17 protein-coding genes, 2 tRNA genes and 1 riboswitch are annotated in these 17888 nt (G+C 71.2%); of the genes, 11 read left to right on the forward strand and 8 right to left on the reverse strand.

What is annotated here, in order from left to right:
- Positions 1-82 precede the first annotated feature (82 nt).
- Both tig and ABZU32_RS39925 read right to left on the reverse strand, forming a co-directional pair.
- Positions 83-1462 (reverse strand): trigger factor, encoded by a 1380-nt coding sequence (gene tig / locus ABZU32_RS39920; protein WP_354931754.1) that lies wholly within the window; start codon positions 1460-1462, stop codon positions 83-85.
- 211 nt (positions 1463-1673) lie between these two features.
- Entirely contained in the window at positions 1674-2543 is an 870-nt protein-coding gene (locus ABZU32_RS39925; RefSeq protein WP_354850681.1) for a helix-turn-helix transcriptional regulator, read from the reverse strand.
- Positions 2544-2828: 285 nt separating this feature from the next.
- Here ABZU32_RS39925 and ABZU32_RS39930 point away from each other — a divergent pair, with 285 nt between their 5' ends.
- Positions 2829-3314: an ATP-binding protein gene (locus ABZU32_RS39930; protein WP_354931757.1), complete on the forward strand. Its 486-nt coding sequence runs from the start codon at positions 2829-2831 to the stop codon at positions 3312-3314.
- Positions 3315-3550: 236 nt separating this feature from the next.
- Here ABZU32_RS39930 and ABZU32_RS39935 read toward each other — a convergent pair.
- Positions 3551-3624: transfer RNA gene (locus ABZU32_RS39935), tRNA-Pro, on the reverse strand.
- A 90-nt stretch (positions 3625-3714) separates the two neighbouring features.
- Between ABZU32_RS39935 and ABZU32_RS39940 the strand changes: the two genes are divergently transcribed.
- From ABZU32_RS39940 to ABZU32_RS39965, 6 genes are all read left to right on the forward strand, one after another.
- Positions 3715-3785, forward strand: a tRNA-Gly gene (locus tag ABZU32_RS39940).
- A 208-nt stretch (positions 3786-3993) separates the two neighbouring features.
- The gene (locus tag ABZU32_RS39945) at positions 3994-5349 is read left to right on the forward strand and encodes an NAD(P)/FAD-dependent oxidoreductase (protein ID WP_354931760.1); all 1356 of its coding nucleotides are present in this window, start codon (positions 3994-3996) and stop codon (positions 5347-5349) included.
- A gap of 95 nt (positions 5350-5444) precedes the next feature.
- Entirely contained in the window at positions 5445-6017 is a 573-nt protein-coding gene (locus tag ABZU32_RS39950) for a TIGR03086 family metal-binding protein (RefSeq protein WP_354931763.1), read from the forward strand.
- A 420-nt stretch (positions 6018-6437) separates the two neighbouring features.
- Positions 6438-7358: a DeoR/GlpR family DNA-binding transcription regulator gene (locus ABZU32_RS39955; RefSeq protein WP_354850669.1), complete on the forward strand. Its 921-nt coding sequence runs from the start codon at positions 6438-6440 to the stop codon at positions 7356-7358.
- Complete coding sequence (gene galT / locus ABZU32_RS39960; protein WP_354931766.1) at positions 7355-8428, forward strand: galactose-1-phosphate uridylyltransferase; 1074 nt, start codon at positions 7355-7357, stop codon at positions 8426-8428. Before ABZU32_RS39955 ends, galT begins: the two co-directional genes overlap by 4 nt.
- Before the next feature lie 131 nt (positions 8429-8559).
- Positions 8560-8698, forward strand: a riboswitch (cyclic di-AMP (ydaO/yuaA leader).
- Positions 8699-8732: 34 nt separating this feature from the next.
- Entirely contained in the window at positions 8733-9674 is a 942-nt protein-coding gene (locus tag ABZU32_RS39965; protein WP_354931769.1) for a hypothetical protein, read from the forward strand.
- A gap of 155 nt (positions 9675-9829) precedes the next feature.
- Here the strand turns inward: ABZU32_RS39965 and ABZU32_RS39970 are convergent, their stop codons facing one another.
- Complete coding sequence (locus ABZU32_RS39970) at positions 9830-11137, reverse strand: site-2 protease family protein (protein WP_354931772.1); 1308 nt, start codon at positions 11135-11137, stop codon at positions 9830-9832.
- A gap of 246 nt (positions 11138-11383) precedes the next feature.
- Here ABZU32_RS39970 and ABZU32_RS39975 point away from each other — a divergent pair, with 246 nt between their 5' ends.
- Positions 11384-11989 (forward strand): response regulator transcription factor, encoded by a 606-nt coding sequence (locus ABZU32_RS39975; RefSeq protein WP_354850656.1) that lies wholly within the window; start codon positions 11384-11386, stop codon positions 11987-11989.
- A 19-nt stretch (positions 11990-12008) separates the two neighbouring features.
- Here the strand turns inward: ABZU32_RS39975 and ABZU32_RS39980 are convergent, their stop codons facing one another.
- A complete protein-coding gene (locus ABZU32_RS39980; RefSeq protein ID WP_354850653.1) occupies positions 12009-13127 on the reverse strand; it encodes a PP2C family protein-serine/threonine phosphatase in 1119 nt (372 codons plus the stop codon).
- Positions 13128-13246: 119 nt separating this feature from the next.
- On the opposite strand from ABZU32_RS39980, the gene ABZU32_RS39985 reads away from it, so the two are divergent.
- Together ABZU32_RS39985 and ABZU32_RS39990 are read left to right on the forward strand one after the other, a co-directional pair.
- On the forward strand, positions 13247-14500 hold the full coding sequence (locus ABZU32_RS39985) for a GNAT family N-acetyltransferase (RefSeq protein WP_354931775.1): 1254 nt from the start codon (positions 13247-13249) through the stop codon (positions 14498-14500).
- A gap of 41 nt (positions 14501-14541) precedes the next feature.
- On the forward strand, positions 14542-14751 hold the full coding sequence (locus ABZU32_RS39990; RefSeq protein WP_354931778.1) for a hypothetical protein: 210 nt from the start codon (positions 14542-14544) through the stop codon (positions 14749-14751).
- 4 nt (positions 14752-14755) lie between these two features.
- On the opposite strand, the gene ABZU32_RS39995 is transcribed toward ABZU32_RS39990, so the two are convergent.
- On the reverse strand, positions 14756-15229 hold the full coding sequence (locus ABZU32_RS39995; protein WP_354931781.1) for a ribose-5-phosphate isomerase: 474 nt from the start codon (positions 15227-15229) through the stop codon (positions 14756-14758).
- A gap of 132 nt (positions 15230-15361) precedes the next feature.
- On the opposite strand from ABZU32_RS39995, the gene def reads away from it, so the two are divergent.
- A complete protein-coding gene (def, locus tag ABZU32_RS40000; protein WP_354931784.1) occupies positions 15362-15850 on the forward strand; it encodes a peptide deformylase in 489 nt (162 codons plus the stop codon).
- Positions 15851-15902: 52 nt separating this feature from the next.
- On the opposite strand, the gene ABZU32_RS40005 is transcribed toward def, so the two are convergent.
- Together ABZU32_RS40005 and ABZU32_RS40010 are read right to left on the reverse strand one after the other, a co-directional pair.
- Complete coding sequence (locus ABZU32_RS40005) at positions 15903-16388, reverse strand: hypothetical protein (RefSeq protein WP_354931787.1); 486 nt, start codon at positions 16386-16388, stop codon at positions 15903-15905.
- Positions 16389-16404: 16 nt separating this feature from the next.
- A complete protein-coding gene (locus ABZU32_RS40010; protein WP_354931790.1) occupies positions 16405-17811 on the reverse strand; it encodes an aldehyde dehydrogenase family protein in 1407 nt (468 codons plus the stop codon).
- Positions 17812-17888: the final 77 nt, after the last annotated feature.

Raw genomic sequence — 17888 nt, forward strand, 5'->3', positions numbered from 1 at the left:
GATGCCCCCGCCGCGAGGACGCGGCGGGGGCATCGTGGAGTTTCGCGCGGCGCCGCCGGCCGTGAGCCGGCGGACGCCGGGGTCACTCGGCCGGCTGGGCGGCGGCCGCGGTGGCGCCCTCGGCGTCCTCCTGGCCCTCGTTCAGCTCGGCGTAGATGGCCTTGAGGTCGACCTCGTTGCCGGCCTCGTCGGTCACCTTGACGGCGTCGCCGATGACGGTCTTGGCCTTGTCGCGGACGATCTCGACCATGGCCAGCGTGAGCTGGTCGTTGTCGGCCAGGTGCTGGGCCAGGGTGTTCGGGGCGACGCCGAGCTGCATCGCGCGGCGGACCACGAAGTTGGTCAGCTCCTCCTCGCTCACCCCGATGTCCTCGGACTTGACGATCTTGTCGAGCAGGAAGCCCGTCTTGATCGCCTTCTTGGAGTTCTCCTCGAACTCGGCGAAGCGCTCGTCCTCGGTGGTCTGGTAGAGCCGGAAGAACGCCTCGCGGCTGAGGCCGCTCTCGGCGATCTGGTGCTCGAGGTTGTGCTTGCGGGCGTCCAGCTCGGCCTTGAGCGCGCTGTCGGGCAGCGGGATGTCGATCTGGTCGAGCACGGCGGCCACGGCGTTCTCACGGGCCTGCACGACCTGGTCGACCAGCTTGTTGCGGCGGGCCTGGGCGCGCAGGCTCTCGCGCAGCTCCTCCAGCGTGTCGAACTCGCTGGCGAGGCCGGCGAACTCGTCGTCGAGCTCAGGGAGGACCTTCTCCTTGACGCTCTTGATCGTGATGGTGACCTCGGCCTCCTCACCGGCGTTCTCGCCGCCGACGAGGGTCGTGGTGAAGGACTTCTCGTCGCCCGCGGACATGCCGACCAGCGCGTCGTCCAGGCCCTGCAGCACCGAGCCCGCGCCCACCTCGTAGGAGACGTCGGAGGCCTGCTGCTCCTCGATGTTCTTGCCGTCGATGGTGGCCGAGAGGTCCATCACGACGTAGTCGCCGTTGCCCGCGGCGCGCTCGACGCCGGTGAGCGTGGCGAAGCGCTGGCGCAGGGCGTCGATCTGGGTGTCGATGTCCTCGTCGGAGACCTCGGCCGAGGGGACGGTGACCTCGAGGCCCTCGTAGTCGGGGACGTCGAAGGCGGGGCGGACGTCCACCTCGGCGGTGAACTCCACCTCCTTGCCGTCGTCGATCTTGGTGACCTCGATCTCCGGCTGGCTGACCGGGAAGACGTCGCTCTCGTCCACGGCCTGGCCGTACAGCTTCGGCAGGGCCTCGTTGAGGGTCTCCTCCAGAACCACCGCGCGGCCGAAGCGCTGCTCGATGATGCGGGCGGGAACCTTGCCGGGGCGGAAGCCGGGGACGCGCACCTGCTGCGCGACCTTCTTGTACGCCGCCTGCATGCTCGTCTCGAGCTCCTCGAACGGCACCTCGACGGTGAGCTTCACCCGGGTCGGGCTGAGCTCCTCGACAGCGGTCTTCACGGGGTGGTCTCCTTGGTCAAGCTTCTGGTGATCGCGGGCGGCGTCATGCCGTACGGCGACCCGCGACATGCTCGCGCGCCGCGCCCACATGGGCGGCTCAGTGCACGGGCCAACCGGCACAACCATGTCTGGGCGTGCTCAATCGTGGCGGGTGTCCAGCGCCGCTTGCCAGTCTAGGGCAGACGAGCACCTTCGGCGTCACCGACAGGCGTCAGAATCTCTCAGAGATGATCTTTTGGAGAATGTCGACCGTGGCCTCGGGGGTGGTGCTGACGGCGCACAACCGCTCCATGACCTCGCTGTAACGGTCCACTTCGTCTCGTTTGTCCAGGTACAGCGCGCTGGCGAGCTGCTCGACGTATACCACGTCGGGAAGCTCATTGTCTTCGAAGCGGAGCACGCTGAACGCCCCGCCCTCGGCGCTGTGACCGCCGTAGCTGAACGGCATGACCTGAATCGTGATGTTCGGCTGGCGCATGAGCTCGAGCAGGTGCTGCAACTGGCCCCGCATGACGTCCGCGCCGCCGATCGGCCGCCGCAGCGCCGCCTCGTCGATCACCGCCCAGAACACCGGGCCGTTGACCCGGTCGAGCACGCGCTGGCGCTCCATGCGCAGGTCGACGCGCCGCGCGATCTCGGCCGCCCCGACGCCCGTCGCGCCCGCCCTGATGACGGCGCGGGCGTACTCCTTGGTCTGCAGCAGGCCGGGGACGAACTGCACCTCGTAGGTGCGAATGCGGGACGCCGCCTCCTCCAGGCCGACGTAGGCCTGGAACCACGAGGGCAGCAGGTCGTTGAAGCGGTGCCACCAGCCGGGCTCGTTGGCCCTCTGCAGCAGCTCCATCACCGTCGAGCGCGCCTCGCCGTCCTCGACGCCGTAATAGGCGAGCAGGTCGGACACATCGCGTTCCTTGAACCCGACCCGGCCGAGCTCCATCCGGCTGATCTTGGATTCGGAACCGCGGATCAGATGTCCGGCCTCCTCTCGCGAAATGCCTTTCTGTTCGCGAAGCCGGCGGAGCTGGGACCCCAGCAGGATGCGGAGAGCCGTAGGACCGGATCCGGGCTGGAACTGCGTCATTCGGCCTCCTTCTCTTCTCGGGCCAGCCCACACAGTGTCACCACTTCCGGCTCTCGTGACAAGGTCTGGGCCGCGCGTCGGGCGCGCCGGTCGCATCAGTGCGACGGCGGGGTGACATCACGGACGGTTCTTGCGCCTGCACGGCGCAGGTGCACGTGCATTTGGGTCTTGCACCAAGCCGAATACTGACCCATGATGGCCTAGTGCATATTGGGCTTAAGGTGCACTAACCCCTATAACGGCACTGGCTGCGGAGACACAATGATGGTGGGAGGTATCAGCAGGATGCTGGAGCCCCTATCCGCGGCTCATTGCCTGGAAGCAACGCCTGAAGTGGGATTTCGGCGCATATTACGTGCCGGTCGACATGAAGACCGCACCACCTGCCCGCTCCGCCCCCAGGCCGATTCCGTGAAAACGGCCCGCGACGTGACCCGCAGGACCCTGAGCGCCTGGGGTTGCCCCCAGATCGGCGACGACGCGACCCTCGTGGTGTCGGAACTGGTCACCAACGCCGTGCGCTATGCCTGCCACACCGCCCGGCGCTATGAGGACCACCCGATAACGCTGCTGCTCCTGCGAATGTCGCAGCACGTGCTGCTTGCGGTCTCCGATCCCAGCGATGAGGCGCCGACCCGCAGGCAACCCGACTTCGTCTCCGAGCACGGACGAGGCCTCTACATCGTCGACACCTACAGCAAGGCGTGGGGCTGGGAGTCGCTGGAAGAGGGTGGCAAGGCCGTCTGGGCCCTGTTTCGCGCGGAGCGCTGACCAGCGGTCAGCACGTTGCCCACAGGGTTTCGGTCCACTCGCGAACCGGCGGGCCTTCGCCGGACCCGCCGGGCGGACCCGTCCCGCGCTTCGCGCGCCGGCAGGAAGAACGCCGCCGATCGCACCGGCGGCACGATGAACCTTTCACGCCCGCTAGAGCGTCGTCCCTGCGTCCCCGCCGCCGACGGCCGGGCCCGGCGTCGCCGTCGCATCGGCGCCGCCCGGCGCCGGGCACGTCGGGGTGACCGGATTTGAACCGATGATCTCCTGCACCCAAAGCAGGCGCGCTACCAAGCTGCGCTACACCCCGGAGCATCGGGCCGCTCGCGCACTCGCAATCTCCGGTACGCTTACGTCCTGACGACCGGGAGAAGTCTAGACCAGACGGCGACCGGCTCGCGCGGACGTAGCTCAATGGTAGAGCCCCAGTCTTCCAAACTGGCTACGCGGGTTCGATTCCCGTCGTCCGCTCTCAGCACGAAGGCCCAGGCAGGAGGCACGTTCTCCGCCCGGGCCTTTCCATTTCCACCACCGACTTCGAGCCGTCTTATTTTTCGGCCGCTCCTGCTTTTTCTCCTCCGGCGGGGCCGGATCGCGCGGCCCCGCCCCCCGGGACACGACCGGGGAAGATCTTGGTGGTGACCGTGTCGGTGGTGCGGGGCTTGGGCAGGGGAAGGCCATGGCTGCCGATATCGAAGAGTTCGACGTCGTCGTCCTGGGGCTCGGACCGGGAGGCGAACAGGTCGCGGGACGCCTCGCGGAGGCCGGTCTGGCCGTCGCCGGCGTCGAGTCCCGCCTGGTGGGCGGGGAATGCCCCTACTGGGCGTGCGTGCCGACCAAGATGATGGTGCGCGCCGCCGATCTGCTGGCCGAGGGTGGACGCATCCCGTCCATGGCGGGCGAGGCGACGGTCGTGCCCGACTGGGCGCCCGTGGCCCGGCGCATCCGCGAGGAGGCCACCGACAACTGGGACGACAAGGTCGCCGCCGACCGCTTCCACGACCAGGGCGGCACGCTGGTACGCGGCCGCGGCAGGATCACGGCCCCCGGCGAGGTCACGGTGGACGGCTCACGGGTGCTGCGCGCCCGCCGCGGCATCGTCGTCGCCACCGGCTCGCAGCCGGCCGTGCCGCCGATCGCCGGGCTGGCCGGCACTCCGTACTGGACCAACCGCGAGGCGACCGAGGCCGAACGGGCGCCCGAGTCGATCATCGTGCTGGGCGGCGGCGCCGTCGGCGTGGAGTTCGGCCAGGTGCTGCGCCGCTTCGGCGCCGAGGTGACCGTCCTGGAGGCGGCCGGCGGCCTGCTGCCGTCCGAGGAGCCGGAGGCCGGCGAGCTGCTCGCCGAGGTCTTCGCCAAGGAGGGCATCACGGTACGCACCGACGCCAAGGTCACCCGGGTCGACCACCATGGCTCCGCCTTCACCGTGATGACCGAGGACGGCAGCCACCGCGCCGAGCGGCTGCTGGTGGCCACCGGGCGGCGTTGCGACCTGGCCGCCATCGGCGTGGGCGCCGTCGGCCTGGACGAGTCGGCGCGGGTGATCAACGTGGACGACCGCATGAGGGCCGCCGAGGGGGTGTGGGCGGTCGGAGACGTTACGGGCGAGGGCGCGTTCACCCACGTGGCGGTGTACCAGGCGCGCGTCGCCCTGGACGACATCCTGGGCGAGCACGGCCCGGCGGCGGACTACCGCGCGGTGCCGAGGGTGACCTTCACCGACCCCGAGGTGGGCGCGGTGGGCCTGACCGAACGGCAGGCCCGCGAGCGGGGCCTCGCCGTGCGCACGGCGGCCACGCCCGTCGCCTCCTCGGCGCGCGGGTGGATCCACCGCGGCGTGGGGCTGGTCAAGCTCGTCGCCGACGAGGACGCGCTGGTCGGCGCGACGGTGGCGGGGCCGTGCGGCGGTGAGGTGCTGGGCCTGCTGACGCTGGCCGTGCATGAACGCACGCCGCTCGACCGGCTCACGAGCATGATCTACGCCTACCCGACCTTCCACCGGGCGGTGGAGGACACCCTGAGCCTTCTGCGATAACGTCCCGCGACCGCCGCCCCGGCGTCCCGTCCGTCCTCGCCCCTGACGGGGGGTCCGCGGCCGGGTTAACGTCGGTTGGACGACGCGGGAGGGACATGATGACGATGGACATCCGCGAGGCCTATCGCAGGGCCCTAAACGCCTTCGGCACGCACGTTCACCAGGTCAGGGCCGATCAGTGGCGGCTGCCGACGGCCTGCGCCGGCTGGGACGTCCACGGCATGGTCGACCATCTGGTGGGCGAGAGCCTGCTGGCGCCGCAACTGCTCGCGGGACGGCAGGCCGCGGAGGCCGGCGAGCTGACCGAGGGCGACCTGCTCGGCGACGACCCGGTCAAGGCGTTCGACGTGGCGGCGGCCGCGGCGGCGCGCGCCATCGAGGCGGCCGACGTCCTGACGCGGACGGTGCGCCTGTCGTTCGGCGACGTCTCCGGGGCGGAGTACATCGCCGAGCTGTTCGCCGACACCCTCATCCACACCTGGGACCTCGCCAGGGCGATCGGCGGTGACGAGCGGCTGGACCCCGAGCTGGTCGAGGTGTGCGCCGAGTGGTTCGCCGGAGCGGAGGAGGGCTACCGGCAGGCCGGGGTGATCGCCGAGCGCCCGCCGCTGCCGGAGGACACCGACCCGCAGACCCGCCTGCTGGCCGCTTGGGGGCGCGGCGGCTGACGCGCGGGCCGAGGGAGCGCGGTACTCTCGGCCCCGTCGCGCGTCACCGCCCCCGGCACCCGGCCGGGAGACGACGCGGGGTCACCTCCGGCAGGCCCGCACGGCCGACGCGGTGGCGAGGTGACGGCCGGCGTGGGGAGGGTCAGCGGGAGACGGGCCGCTTGCCGTGGTTGGCCTTCCTCTTCTTGCGGGCCCGGCTCTTGCGCGCGCGTCTCGCCATCTCGGCCTCCCCATCGGTACGGGTCGTGCTCCCCACCATGCATCCGCGCCCGAACCGGTACAAGGCCCAAACGCCAAAGAAAGCCCCCCAGAGCCGCCACCCGGGACCGTCCACCCGCCCCACCATCGCCCCTCACGTTCCAACAAGGTGCAGGTCAGATTATGTAGTATTTTGATGGAACTTGGTGGAGAGGTGAGGCGATGCTGGCTCAGCAACGGCAGCAGGCGATCCTCGAGCGCGTCCGCAGGAGCGGCGCGGTACGGGTCGCCGACCTGGTGCGCGAGCTCGGGGTGTCGGACATGACGATCCGCCGCGACCTTGAGGCGCTGGCCGAGCGCGGGCTGGTGGACAAGGTGCACGGGGGCGCCACCGCCACCGGCGCGGGGTCCACCGAGGAGCCGGGCTTCGCGGCCAAGTCGGTGCGCCAGCAGGCCGAGAAGGAGGCGATCGCCCGCCGCGCCGCCGAGCTGGTGCGCCCGGGCAGCGCGGTCGCGCTGTCGGCCGGCACGACCACCTGGACCCTGGCCCATCACCTGGCCGACGTCCCCCACCTCACGGTCATCACCAACTCCGTCCAGGTCGCCGACGTCTTCCACCGGGCCGGGCGCGCCGACCAGACCGTCGTGCTCACCGGAGGGGTGCGCACGCCGTCGGACGCGCTGGTGGGGCCGGTCGCCGTGGCGGCCATCCGCGCGCTCAACGTCGACACGCTGATGCTCGGCGTGCACGGCATGAACCCCAGGGCGGGCTTCACCACCCCCAACATCCTTGAGGCCGAGACCGACCGCGAACTGGTCGCGGCGGCGCAGCGGCTGGTCGTGCTGGCCGACCACACCAAGTGGGGCACCGTCGGCATCAGCACGATCGCCAAGCTGGACGAGGCGCACGTCGTGATCAGCGACACCGGCCTGCCGGAGGAGGCCAGATCGGCGCTGTCCGAGCAGGCCGGCACGCTGCTGCTGGCCGACCCCGCGGGGACGGCGCCATCGACCGAGCCGGCGCGCGACGCCGGCGGGTCCGGACGCGCGAACCGCGCTCCGGGAACAGAACGGGCGGCCCGGGCCGCCGACACGACAGGACAGGCGGCTCAGCCGGCCGCCGGACAGGAGGTGGCCCGGTGAAGCGGACCGTCACCCAGCTCGCCGATGGGCGAGAGCTCATCTACTTCGACCACGACGAGAACGCCGACCGCGGCGCCGCCGACACCCGCGAGCTGCCCCCGCGCCCCGCGGCCTCGGAGCTGCGGTACGACCCGGTGATGGACGAGTGGATCGCCATCGCCGGGCACCGCCAGGGCCGCACGTTCCTGCCTCCCACCGACGAATGCCCTCTGTGCCCCTCCCGGCCGGGCCACGCGACCGAGATCCCCGCCGCCGACTACGACGTCGCGGTGTTCGAGAACCGTTTCCCGTCCTTCAGCTTCAACCTGGGCCACTACGAGGATGTGGGCGGCCTGAGCGAGGTGCGGCCCGGCGTCGGCCGGTGCGAGGTGGTGTGCTTCACCTCCCGGCACGACTCCTCCTTCTCCCGGCTGTCTCCCGAGCAGGTCGATCTGGTGCTGGTGGCGCTCGCCGACCGCACCGACCACCTCTCGCGGCTGGACGGCGTGGAGCAGGTGTTCCCGTTCGAGAACCGCGGCGCCGAGATCGGCATCACGCTGGCGCACCCGCACGGCCAGATCTACGCCTATCCGTACGTGACGCCTCGCACGCGGCAGATGCTGGCCTCGGCGGCCCGCTACCGCGAGCGCACGGGCGGCGACCTGTTCGCGGACGTGCTGGCCGCCGAGCGCAAGGCCGAGACGCGCGTGGTCGCCTCCAACGAGCACTGGACGGCGTTCGTCCCCGCGGCGGCGCGGTGGCCGTTCGAGGTGCACGTCTACCTCAACCGCAGGGCGGCCGACCTTCGCGAGCTGGACGCCGAGGAGCGCGCGGCCTTCGGCCCGCTCTACACCGACCTGCTGCGGCGGCTGGACGGGCTGTTCGGGGTCACCATGCCCTACGTCGCGGCCTGGCACCAGGCGCCCGTGCGCACCGGGCGCGACCTCGCCTACCTGCACCTGCAGCTGTTCAGCATCCGGCGGGCGGCGCAGAAGCTGAAGTACCTGGCCGGGTCGGAGTCGGCGATGGGCGCGTTCGTCAACGACGTGCTGCCCGAGGAGGCCGCCCGGATGCTGCGCGAGCAGCCGTGACCGCGCCCGCCCTGGACGGTCCGCCGCTGACGCGGCGGCGGTGACCCCGCGCACGCCACGTCGGGGGACGTCACCTCCGGGGTCGCCATAAATACGGATCTACCACTACCATCCATCACACACCGGCCGTAACGGCCGGTCCGCCTAATCCCAGGTGCCCCGCCTGGGAGCCGGGGACCCATCGGTTCCTCTGGGGTGAATCCACACGTGTGGTAGGGCGTCTCCGGCCCGAACCCGTCAGCTAACCCGGTCGGCAGATGGAGAGGAGCGGGCTCTGCCCCTGTCTTCCGGCCGCCACGGTTCCGTGGCCGCCTGCGCTCTGATGGTGGCCGCCCTGGTGCTCGGCCCGTCCACGGCCGGCGCCGCCGCCCCCAAACCCACCGAGAAACAGCTCAAGGCACAGCTCGCCGCCCTCGGCAAGCAGGTCGACAAGCTGATCGCCCAGTACAACGCCAAGCGCGTCGCGGTCGCCAAGGCCAAGGCCGCGGAGAAGAAGGCCCGCGAGCGGCTGAAGGCCGCGGAGACCGAGCTCACCGCCTCCGAGGGCCAGGTCGGCGACATCGCCCAGCTCAGCTACCAGGCGGGCAGCGGTCTCGGCATGATGCGCGAGATCATGTCGCCCGGTTTCGGCGGCGCCGCGATGCTGCAACAGCTCCAGGCCGAGCAGTCCGCCGAGATCGGCCGATATGCCACGGCCCGTGACGCCCGCAAGAAGGCGGCAGACGACGCGGCCGCGCTGACCGACGGCCTGCGCGACGACGTCGTCGAGGTGACCGCCCAGCGCAGGGACGCCGAGAAACTGATCGGCCAGATCAAGGACAAGCTGGACCGGCTCGTGCCCACCGCCCCGGGCAAGCAGGCCAACGGCAGTTGGGCGCCCGAGCTGCCGACCGGGAGCGAGAACATCACCCCGCGGATGCGGCTGATGCGCGCCGAGGTCAAGGACCACTTCCCGCTGCGGTTCCCCGTCGGCTGCTACCGCCCCGAGAACAGTGGCGAGCACCCGCTGGGCCGGGCGTGCGACTTCATGCTCAGCTCCGGCGGGGCGATGCCCTCGCCCGCCGGCGTCGCGATGGGCGAGCAGATCGCCGCCTGGGCCATCAAGAACGGCGGCAAGCTCGGCGTGAAGTACGTGATCTACCGGCAGCGGATCTACAACCTGGGCTTTCCCGGCTGGCGGTCGATGGCCAACCGCGGCGGGATCACCGCCAACCACTTCGACCACGTGCACATCTCGATGTACTAGCCGTCCGGCCGTCTTGCCGCCGGTGAAAGTTCCATCCGGACACTCGCCCGGAGGATGTATTACGGTGACCCGCCGCCCGGTGACCAGGCGGCGGGCGTGGCACCGCGACGTGCCTGCGGGGCGCCTGCCGCGCGGCCCGGCGCCGGTGGGGCCGATCAGCCCGGCAGGCGGATGGGGTTGACGATGTCGGCGTAGATGAGCAGGCTGCTCATGGCGATCAGGAAGATCGCGACCGTGTACGTCAGCGGCAGCGCCTTGGCGATGTCCACGTGCCCCGGCATCGGGCGGCGGCGCACCCGGGCGTAACCGCGCTTGATTCCCTCCCACAGGCCGCCGGCGATCTGGCCGCCGTCCAGCGGCATCAGCGGGATCAGGTTGAACATGCCGATCGCGAGGTTGAACCCGGCCAGGAGCTGGATGAAGCCGGCGATCTTGTTCTCCAGCGGGATGGCCGCCGCGGCGATCGCGCCGCCCAGGCGCCCGGCGCCGACGACGCTCTGCGGGCTGTTGAGGTCACGCTCGGCGCCGCCGAAGGCCGCCTGCCAGACCCCGACGAGCCTCTGCGGCAGTTGCAGCAGTGCCGAGCCGGTGCGCCTGACCAGGTCGGCCATGGCGCCGACGACGTACCCGAGCCCCTGCTTCTCCACGACGAGGGTGGGGCTGACGCCGAGGAAGCCGACGTTCTTGTCCAGCTTCTCCGGGTCGTCGAGGGAGGGGCGATCTTGCGCGATGAGCGTGGCGTTCAGCGTCATCGGCCTGCCGTCGCGCTCGATGCCGATGGCGACCGGGCCCGCGCCATGGGTGCGGATCAGCGTACTGGCGTCGTCCCAGGAGTTCACCGGCCTGCCGCCGAACGAGACGATCTTGTCCTTGGCCCTGAGTCCGGCGAGCGCCGCGGGCGTGGACCGGTGGGCCGGGGTGCACTGCTGGCCCTTCTCCTGCTCGGCCACGGTGACGACGCACTTGGAGACCTCGGCGACCACGGGCTTGGGCACCGAGATGCCGAAGCCCATCAGCACGATGGCGAACAGCACGAAGGCCAGCACGAAGTTCATCGCGGGACCGCCGATGAAGATGATGACCTTCTGCCACCAGGGCTTGCGGTACAGGACGCGGTCGGCGTCGCCGGGCTTGACCTCCTCCAGCGCCGCCTGCCTGGCGCTCTCGATGAGCGCCTGCCACGGCCCGGTGGAGATGTTGCGAAGCTTGTTCGGATCATCGTTGGGCCGGGGGGGAAGTGCCCCGATCATGCGGATGTAGCCGCCCATCGGAATCCACTTGAGGCCGTATTCGGTATCGCCGCGGCGGCGCGACCACATCGTGGGCCCGAAACCGACCATGTACTGCGTGACCTTGACGCCGAAGAACTTCGCGGGCACCAGATGGCCCAACTCGTGCAGGGCAATGGACGCGGCCAACCCGACGAAGAAGATGAGAAACCCGGCCACTGCGAGCCAGCTCATAGGTGCTACCCCCACGTCGGAGAAGATGCCTTCTGTTTGGATTGCCCGTTCCGAGCGTAACCGAACGCGCGAGGGCTTCGGCCGCCGCCGGAAAACAACACTCAACGACCAAGCGTAGGAGTGACTTGCGCGCGGTGGAGCGAATCGGGAGACTGCATTGACGGTACGCAATCATGTAGACACCGTGGGATATGAGTCGGCGTAGCATAATTTGCCGGTTCTGTTCCCAAGGACCAAGGGAGCACCTTGATACGCATCCTGGTTGCCGAACACCTACCTCTCGTCCGCCGGGGCCTCGTCGCCTCGCTGAACGGCGAGAAGGATCTCATGGTGATCGCCGACGTCGCCTCCGGCGAATACATCGTGCCGGCAGCCATGGAACTCACCCCGGACGTGGCGGTGGTCGACGTCGACCTCCCCGACGTCGACGGGCTCACCGCCGCCGCGCGCCTGCACCAGAAGGCGCCGCGCTGCAAGGTGCTGCTGCTGTCGGCGCGGCCGAACCCCGGGCAGGTGCGCCGGGCCTTCGCCGCCCACGCGCTCGGCTTCCTGAGCACGAACGTGGCGCCCGAGCATCTGGCCGACGGCATCCGCCGCGTCGCCTCCGGGCGCAAGGCCGTCGACTCCGACCTCGCCATCGCGGCGCTCACCTCGGCCGACAACCCTCTCACCCCCCGCGAGCAGGACGTCCTGCGCATCGCCGCCCAGGGCGCCTCCTCCAAGGAGATCGCCGCCAAGCTCTATCTCTCTGTGGGAACGGTCCGAAATCATCTGTCGCGCATCATCTGCAAGACCGGAGCCCGCAACCGCGCCGACGCGGTGCGCATCGCCGCCGAGACCGGCTGGCTCTGATCGCGTTGGGCGCGGGGGGCTACGGCCGCCAGATGAGGATCAGTGCGCAGTCGTCGTTGTGCCCGGCCGACATGGAGTTGACCAGGGGACGGGCGCCGTCGTGGAAGCCCGAGGGCACCAGCCGCTCGGCCTCGCCGAGCAGCCGGTCGAGCCCGGAGTCGATGTCGCGCCCGGGCTGCTCGATCAGGCCGTCGGTGTAGAGCATCAGCGCGTCGCCCTTGCGCAGAACGCCGCTGTCGGGCTCGCAGTGCAGGTCGGGGACGACGCCCAGCACGACGCCCTTGGCGGCCGACACCTGCCAGGTGCCCGTGCCCGCGTCGAACTTGACCACCGGCGGGTGCCCGGCGGAGGTGATCTGGTACGCCCCGGTGGACAGGTCGAGCCGGAGGTGGACGGCGGTGACGAAGCCCTCGCCCTCGGGCTGGCGGTGCAGGTAGGCGTTGCAGGCGGGCAGGAAGGACTCGACCGACCCCAGCAGCCCGCCGAAGGTGCCCGAGAGCATCAGCGCGCGGGTGCCGGCGTCCACGCCCTTGCCCGACACGTCGACCAGGGCGACCTCGAGAACGTTCCCGTGGCGCATGGAGACCAGGAAGTCGCCGCCGAAGGAGGAGCCGCCCGCCTGCTTGAGCACGACCCGCGAGCCCCACTCTTTGCGGTTGAGCGGCGGCAGCTCGCCCTGCCGCTTGAGGCGGTCGCGCAGTTCGAGCAGCATCGCGTCCCCGCGCAGCCCCTGGACGCCCAGCTTGCCGCGCGTGCGGGCCATGAGGAAGGCGAGCACGGTCGTGAACCCGATGGTCACCAGCAGCCCCGCGCCGACGGAGCGCACGCCGAGCGTGGCCGCGATGTAGCCCAGCGCCACGGCGACGGCGCCCACCAGGACGGCCAGGCTGCGCATGCGGAGCTGCAGGCCCCCGACGAGAGTGGCCAGGATGAACAGGCTCGGCGAGAACCACTCGGTGGAGACGCGCGCGGCGAGGGCGCCGAGCGCCAGCGTGGCGACGCTCAGCGTGATGAGCAGGTTCCGGTCACGCGCCAATGGCCCCCTCCGCAGGAACCGCACGATCCGCACCAGGAACGGGATGCGAACCAAGATCGCGCGGAGCCGCGGGGGGATCAGCGGCGCCGGACGGGAAGTCATGATGCGCTCGACTCTATCTGCCCATCTGCCGTTTGGGCAGCCGACTTGACCAAGACCTTGATCATTAAACGGGGATATTAGGTGGCCGATCCGGTTTGCCCGGTCATAACGTTGGCCAGGTGAACAGCGAACCAAGCACGCGGCCGGGCATGGTCATCCGTCCCATCGACGAGTCGGAATGGCGGGCATGGCTCGACGTGGACGAAGAGGCGTTCTCCGAGGACAACTCCCCCGCCCGCGCCGATGCGTTCAGGTCGCTGCTGGAGTTCGACCGGTCGCTCGGGGCCTTCGACGGCGACCTGCTGGCCGGGGTGGTCGCGGGGCTCACCTTCACGATGACCGTCCCCGGCGGCCCGAAGCCGGTCTGCGGCGTGACCGCCGTCGCCGTGCTCCCCTCCCACCGGCGCCGGGGCGTGCTCACCTCGCTGATGCGGCGGCAGCTCGAGGGGCTGCACGAGAGCGGTGAGCCGGTCGCGGCGCTGTACGCCACCGAGGCCGCCATCTACCAGCGCTTCGGGTACGGCAGGGCCACCGACAACCTGTTCCTCACCATCCCCGCGCGCTCCCCGTTCGCCGCGCACGCGCCGGTCGACCCCTCACTGCGGTTGCGCGTCGTCAGGCCCGCGGCCGAGGCGCGGGCGGACCTGCAGAAGGTCTTCGACACCGTGCTGCCGACCCGTCCCGGCCTGTACGCCCGCAACGACGCCAAGTGGAACATCCTGATGGCCGACGACCCCGACCACCGTCGCGGGGGCAGCGCGCTGCGCTGCGTGATCGCCGAGGACGACGCGGGGCCGCGGGGGTACGCCCTGTTCCGGGTCAAGCCGGGGTTCACCGAGAACGACGTGCCCGACGGCGAGCTGCGGGTGGTCGACCTGTTCGGCCTGGACCCCGCGGCGTACGCCCTGCTGTGGCGCCACGTCCTCGACCGCGACCTGTGCTCGCGGGTGCGCGCCCCCATCCGCCCGGTCGACGACCCGATCATGCACCTGCTCGCCGAGCCCCGCCTGCTGAACGCCGGGTTCGTGGACGAGATGTGGGTGCGGGTGGTGGACGTCGACAGGGCGCTCGCCGCCCGCGCGTACGCCGCGCCCGTGGACGTCGTCCTGGACGTCCAGGACACCGTGTGCCCGTGGAACGCCGGGCGCTGGCGGCTGTCGGCCGGCGCCGGCGGGGCCGTCTGCGCCCGCACCACCGACCCCGCCGACGTGGAGCTGCCGGTGAGCGTGCTCGGCGCGGCCTACCTGGGCGGGCGGACGCTCGGCGCCTACCAGGCCGCGGGCGTCGTCCGCGAGACCCGCCCGGGCGCGCTGCGCGCCCTGTCGGCCGCGATGGCCTGGGACGTCGCGCCGTGGGGCGGCATGATCTTCTGACACCCGCCGGGTTTCCGGCGGCGCTGTTCTAGGCTTGGCCCATGGCACTGCAGAGCTTGCAGATCACCGCGATCACGGCGATGCGGGCGCGCGACGTCTCGCGTCCTTCGTCCGACCAGCAGGAGGCCGCCGACCGGCGGCCGCTGCGCGACGAGATGGCCCGCAAGGCCGACGCCCCGCGCAAGGGCGAGCCCGCTCGCAAGCCCGAGCCGCCGCGCAAGCCCGACCCACGCCGCCGCAAGGACGCCTAGCGGCTCAGCGGCCCGGCAGGGGCGGGATGCCGCCGCCGGTCTCGTAGGCCGAGATCTGGTCGATGCGGCGCTGGTGGCGCTGCTCTCCGGAGAACGGCGTGCTCAAAAAGACCTCGACGAAGCGCGTGGCCTCCTCCAGGGAGTGCATGCGGGCGCCCAGGCTGATGACGTTGGCGTCGTTGTGCTGCCGCGAGAGCGAGGCGGTCTGCTCGCTCCAGGCCAGCGCCGCGCGGACGCCGCGCACCTTGTTCGCCGCGATCTGCTCGCCGTTGCCCGACCCGCCGATCACGATGCCGAGGGACCCGGGGTCGTTCACCACGCCCTCGGCGGCGCGCAGGATGAACGCCGGATAGTCGTCCTCGGCGTCGTACACGAACGGGCCGTCGTCGACGACGTCGTGGCCGTGCTCCTTCAGCCAGGAGACGAGGTGGTTCTTGAGTTCGTAGCCGGCGTGATCGGCGGCGATGTAGACGCGCACGCGCCCATTGTCGCAGCCCGGCTTCCCTCGGGTCCATCGGGCCGCGCCGTAGGCGGATCACCGGCCCCCACCGGCGCGGATTCCGTTACAGTAATAGGCGGTTGGCCACATGACCCCTTACAGGAGAGTTTCATGCGTGAGATCCGCGTGATCGGGGACCCCGTCCTGCGCACCCCCGGCGAGCCGGTCACGTCCTTCGACCGCGATCTTCGGCGGCTGATCGACGAGATGATGGAGACGATGTACGCCGCCGACGGCGTCGGCCTGGCCGCCCCGCAGATCGGGGTGTCCAAGCGGCTGTTCGTCTACGACGCCAGCGGGCGCAAAGGGCACGTCGTCAACCCCGTCCTCACCATCGACGACGCCGAGGAGGTCCTCGACGAGGAGGGCTGCCTGTCGGTGCCCGGCCGCGACACCGGCAAGCCGCTGTACGCCCGCACGCCGCGCGCGGCGGGGGTGAGCGTGCGCGGGTTCGACCGGCTCGGCCGGCCGGTGCGCCTGAAGGCGCGAGGGCTGCTGGCCCGTTGCTTCCAGCACGAGTACGACCACCTCGAAGGGGTCATCTACGTCGACCGCCTGCCCAAGAACGCCGCCCGCGACATCCTGCTGCGCACCCCCTGACGCGTCTCGGGTCACAGGGCGCGTCGTCAGGCGGCCCTGGGGCCGCCCGGCGTCATGGGCGGTCGTCGTGCCCCACGGGCACGGGCGCCGCGCGGCGGGGCCTCCGCAGGCGGGCGACCAGCCACAGCAGGGGCCGGGCGACCAGGCCCAGGCCGGCCAGGAGCAGCGCGGCGACGACGACCCACTCGTTGGAGCCGCCGGGACCGTACACGTGGCCGCGCCGCCCGGTGTCGAAGGCCGGCGAGGTGGCGCCGGCGGTGAAGGTGCCGCGCTCGCTGCCGTAGAACCCGATGTCCTGCCGCACGTCCCTGCCGTCGCGCGAGCGGAACGTGCCGGTCCACGAGCACTGCTCGTGGCCGGGATGCTGGATGCAGTCGAGTCGGCGGGCGGTGAAGGTGCCGGGGATTCCGTCGCCGCGCAGGGCCGCGATGGCCGCCCCGGCGTTCTGGACGGCCAGCAGCATGAGCAGCAGCCCGCCGAGCGCCAGCGCCATCTCGAACGCGCTGACGCGGCGCGCCGTACGGACCGACGGCTTCACGCGACCGCCCTCCTCACTACAGTTGCAGGGACTTGACCTCGAGGTACTCCTCAAGGCCGAACTCCCCGAGCTCACGTCCGACCCCCGACTGCTTGTAGCCGCCGAACGGGGCCGAGGTGTTGAACCGGCCGCCGTTGATCGCCACCTGGCCGGTGCGCAGCCTGCGCGCCACGGCCACCGCCTCCTCCTGCGTGCCGCCCCACACCGCGCCGGAAAGTCCGTAGGGGGTGCCGTTGGCGATGTCCACGGCCTCGTCGACGGAGGTGTAGGGGATGAGCGAAAGCACCGGGCCGAAGATCTCCTCCTGCTCGATGACCATGCCCGGCGCGACGCCGGCGAAAACGGTCGGCTCGACGTAATAGCCGCGTTCGAGCGGCCGGTCGCCGCCGCCGGCGACCAGCCGGGCGCCCTCCTCCTGACCCCGGTTGAGGTAGTGGACCACGCGCTCGCGCTGGGCGGCCGACACCAGGGGGCCGAGGCGGGTGCCCTCCTCGAACGGGCCGCCGAGGGTGTAGGTGCCGGCGAGGGCCGCGGCCTGGCCGGCGGCCTCGTCGTACCGGTCACGGTGCACGAGCATGCGGGTGAGGGCCGAGCACGTCTGGCCGGAGTTGATGAACGCCCCCGCCACTCCGAGCTTCACCGCGGTCGCCAGGTCGGCGTCCGGGAGGATCAGGTTGGCCGACTTGCCGCCGAGCTCCAGCGCGACGCGCTTGACGGTGTGGGAGGCCAGGGCCGCGACGCGCCTGCCCGCCCCTGTGGAGCCGGTGAAGGACACCATGTCGACGCCGGGATGGGAGGCGATGGCCTCGCCCACGACCGGCCCCGGGCCGCTGACCATGTTGAACACCCCGGGGGGCAGCCCGGCGTCGTGCAGGATCTCGGCGAAGGCGTAGGCGGCGAGCGGGGCGACCTCGCTCGGCTTGAGCACCACCGTGCACCCGGCGGCGAGGGCCGGGGCGACCTTGCACACCACTTGGTGCAGGGGGTAGTTCCACGGGGTGATCGCGCCGACGACGCCGACCGGTTCGCGCAACACCAGCGAGTCGCCGACACGGGTCTCCCGATCGCACCGCTCCTCGGCCAGTCGGGCGTGGTCGGCGAGCACCGCGGCGGGCATCAGGGTCTGCACCTTGAGCGCGAAGGCGTACGGCGAGCCCATGTCGGTGGCGATGGTGCGCGCCATCTGCTCGGCGCGTTCCTTGAGGAGGTCGGCCGCCGCTTTGAGGATCTTGCCCCGGTCGGCGGCGGCGGTGCCCGACCACGCCGGGAACGCGGCGCGGGCGGCGGACACGGCCCGGTCGACGTCACCCGGGGAGCCCGCGGGCACCCGGTCGATGACCTGCTCGGTCGAGGGGTCGACGACGTCGATGCCCTCACCGGACGAGGAGGATACCCAGGCTCCTTGCACGTAAAGCTGACGCATGCCCCTCGATTCTCGCGCGCGGTCGTCGCGGCGGACGGCCGGCGGACGGTCACCCCGCCGGGCGGCGCGCCTGCGCC

The sequence above is a fragment of the Sphaerisporangium sp. NPDC005288 genome, from assembly GCF_040607475.1.
GTDB lineage: Bacteria > Actinomycetota > Actinomycetes > Streptosporangiales > Streptosporangiaceae > Sphaerisporangium > Sphaerisporangium rhizosphaerae.

Excerpts from the sequence above, each read along its gene's own strand:
- ABZU32_RS39990 (WP_354931778.1), top strand. The coding sequence starts at position 14,542 with ATGGCACTGCAGAGCTTGCAGATCACCGCGATCACGGCGATGCGGGCG.
- ABZU32_RS39945 (WP_354931760.1), top strand. The coding sequence starts at position 3,994 with ATGGCTGCCGATATCGAAGAGTTCGACGTCGTCGTCCTGGGGCTCGGA.
- ABZU32_RS40010 (WP_354931790.1), bottom strand. The coding sequence starts at position 17,811 with ATGCGTCAGCTTTACGTGCAAGGAGCCTGGGTATCCTCCTCGTCCGGT.
- ABZU32_RS39930 (WP_354931757.1), top strand. The coding sequence starts at position 2,829 with ATGCTGGAGCCCCTATCCGCGGCTCATTGCCTGGAAGCAACGCCTGAA.
- ABZU32_RS39955 (WP_354850669.1), top strand. The coding sequence starts at position 6,438 with ATGCTGGCTCAGCAACGGCAGCAGGCGATCCTCGAGCGCGTCCGCAGG.
- ABZU32_RS39970 (WP_354931772.1), bottom strand. The coding sequence starts at position 11,137 with ATGAGCTGGCTCGCAGTGGCCGGGTTTCTCATCTTCTTCGTCGGGTTG.
- ABZU32_RS39925 (WP_354850681.1), bottom strand. The coding sequence starts at position 2,543 with ATGACGCAGTTCCAGCCCGGATCCGGTCCTACGGCTCTCCGCATCCTG.
- ABZU32_RS39980 (WP_354850653.1), bottom strand. The coding sequence starts at position 13,127 with ATGACTTCCCGTCCGGCGCCGCTGATCCCCCCGCGGCTCCGCGCGATC.
- ABZU32_RS39950 (WP_354931763.1), top strand. The coding sequence starts at position 5,445 with ATGATGACGATGGACATCCGCGAGGCCTATCGCAGGGCCCTAAACGCC.
- def (WP_354931784.1), top strand. The coding sequence starts at position 15,362 with ATGCGTGAGATCCGCGTGATCGGGGACCCCGTCCTGCGCACCCCCGGC.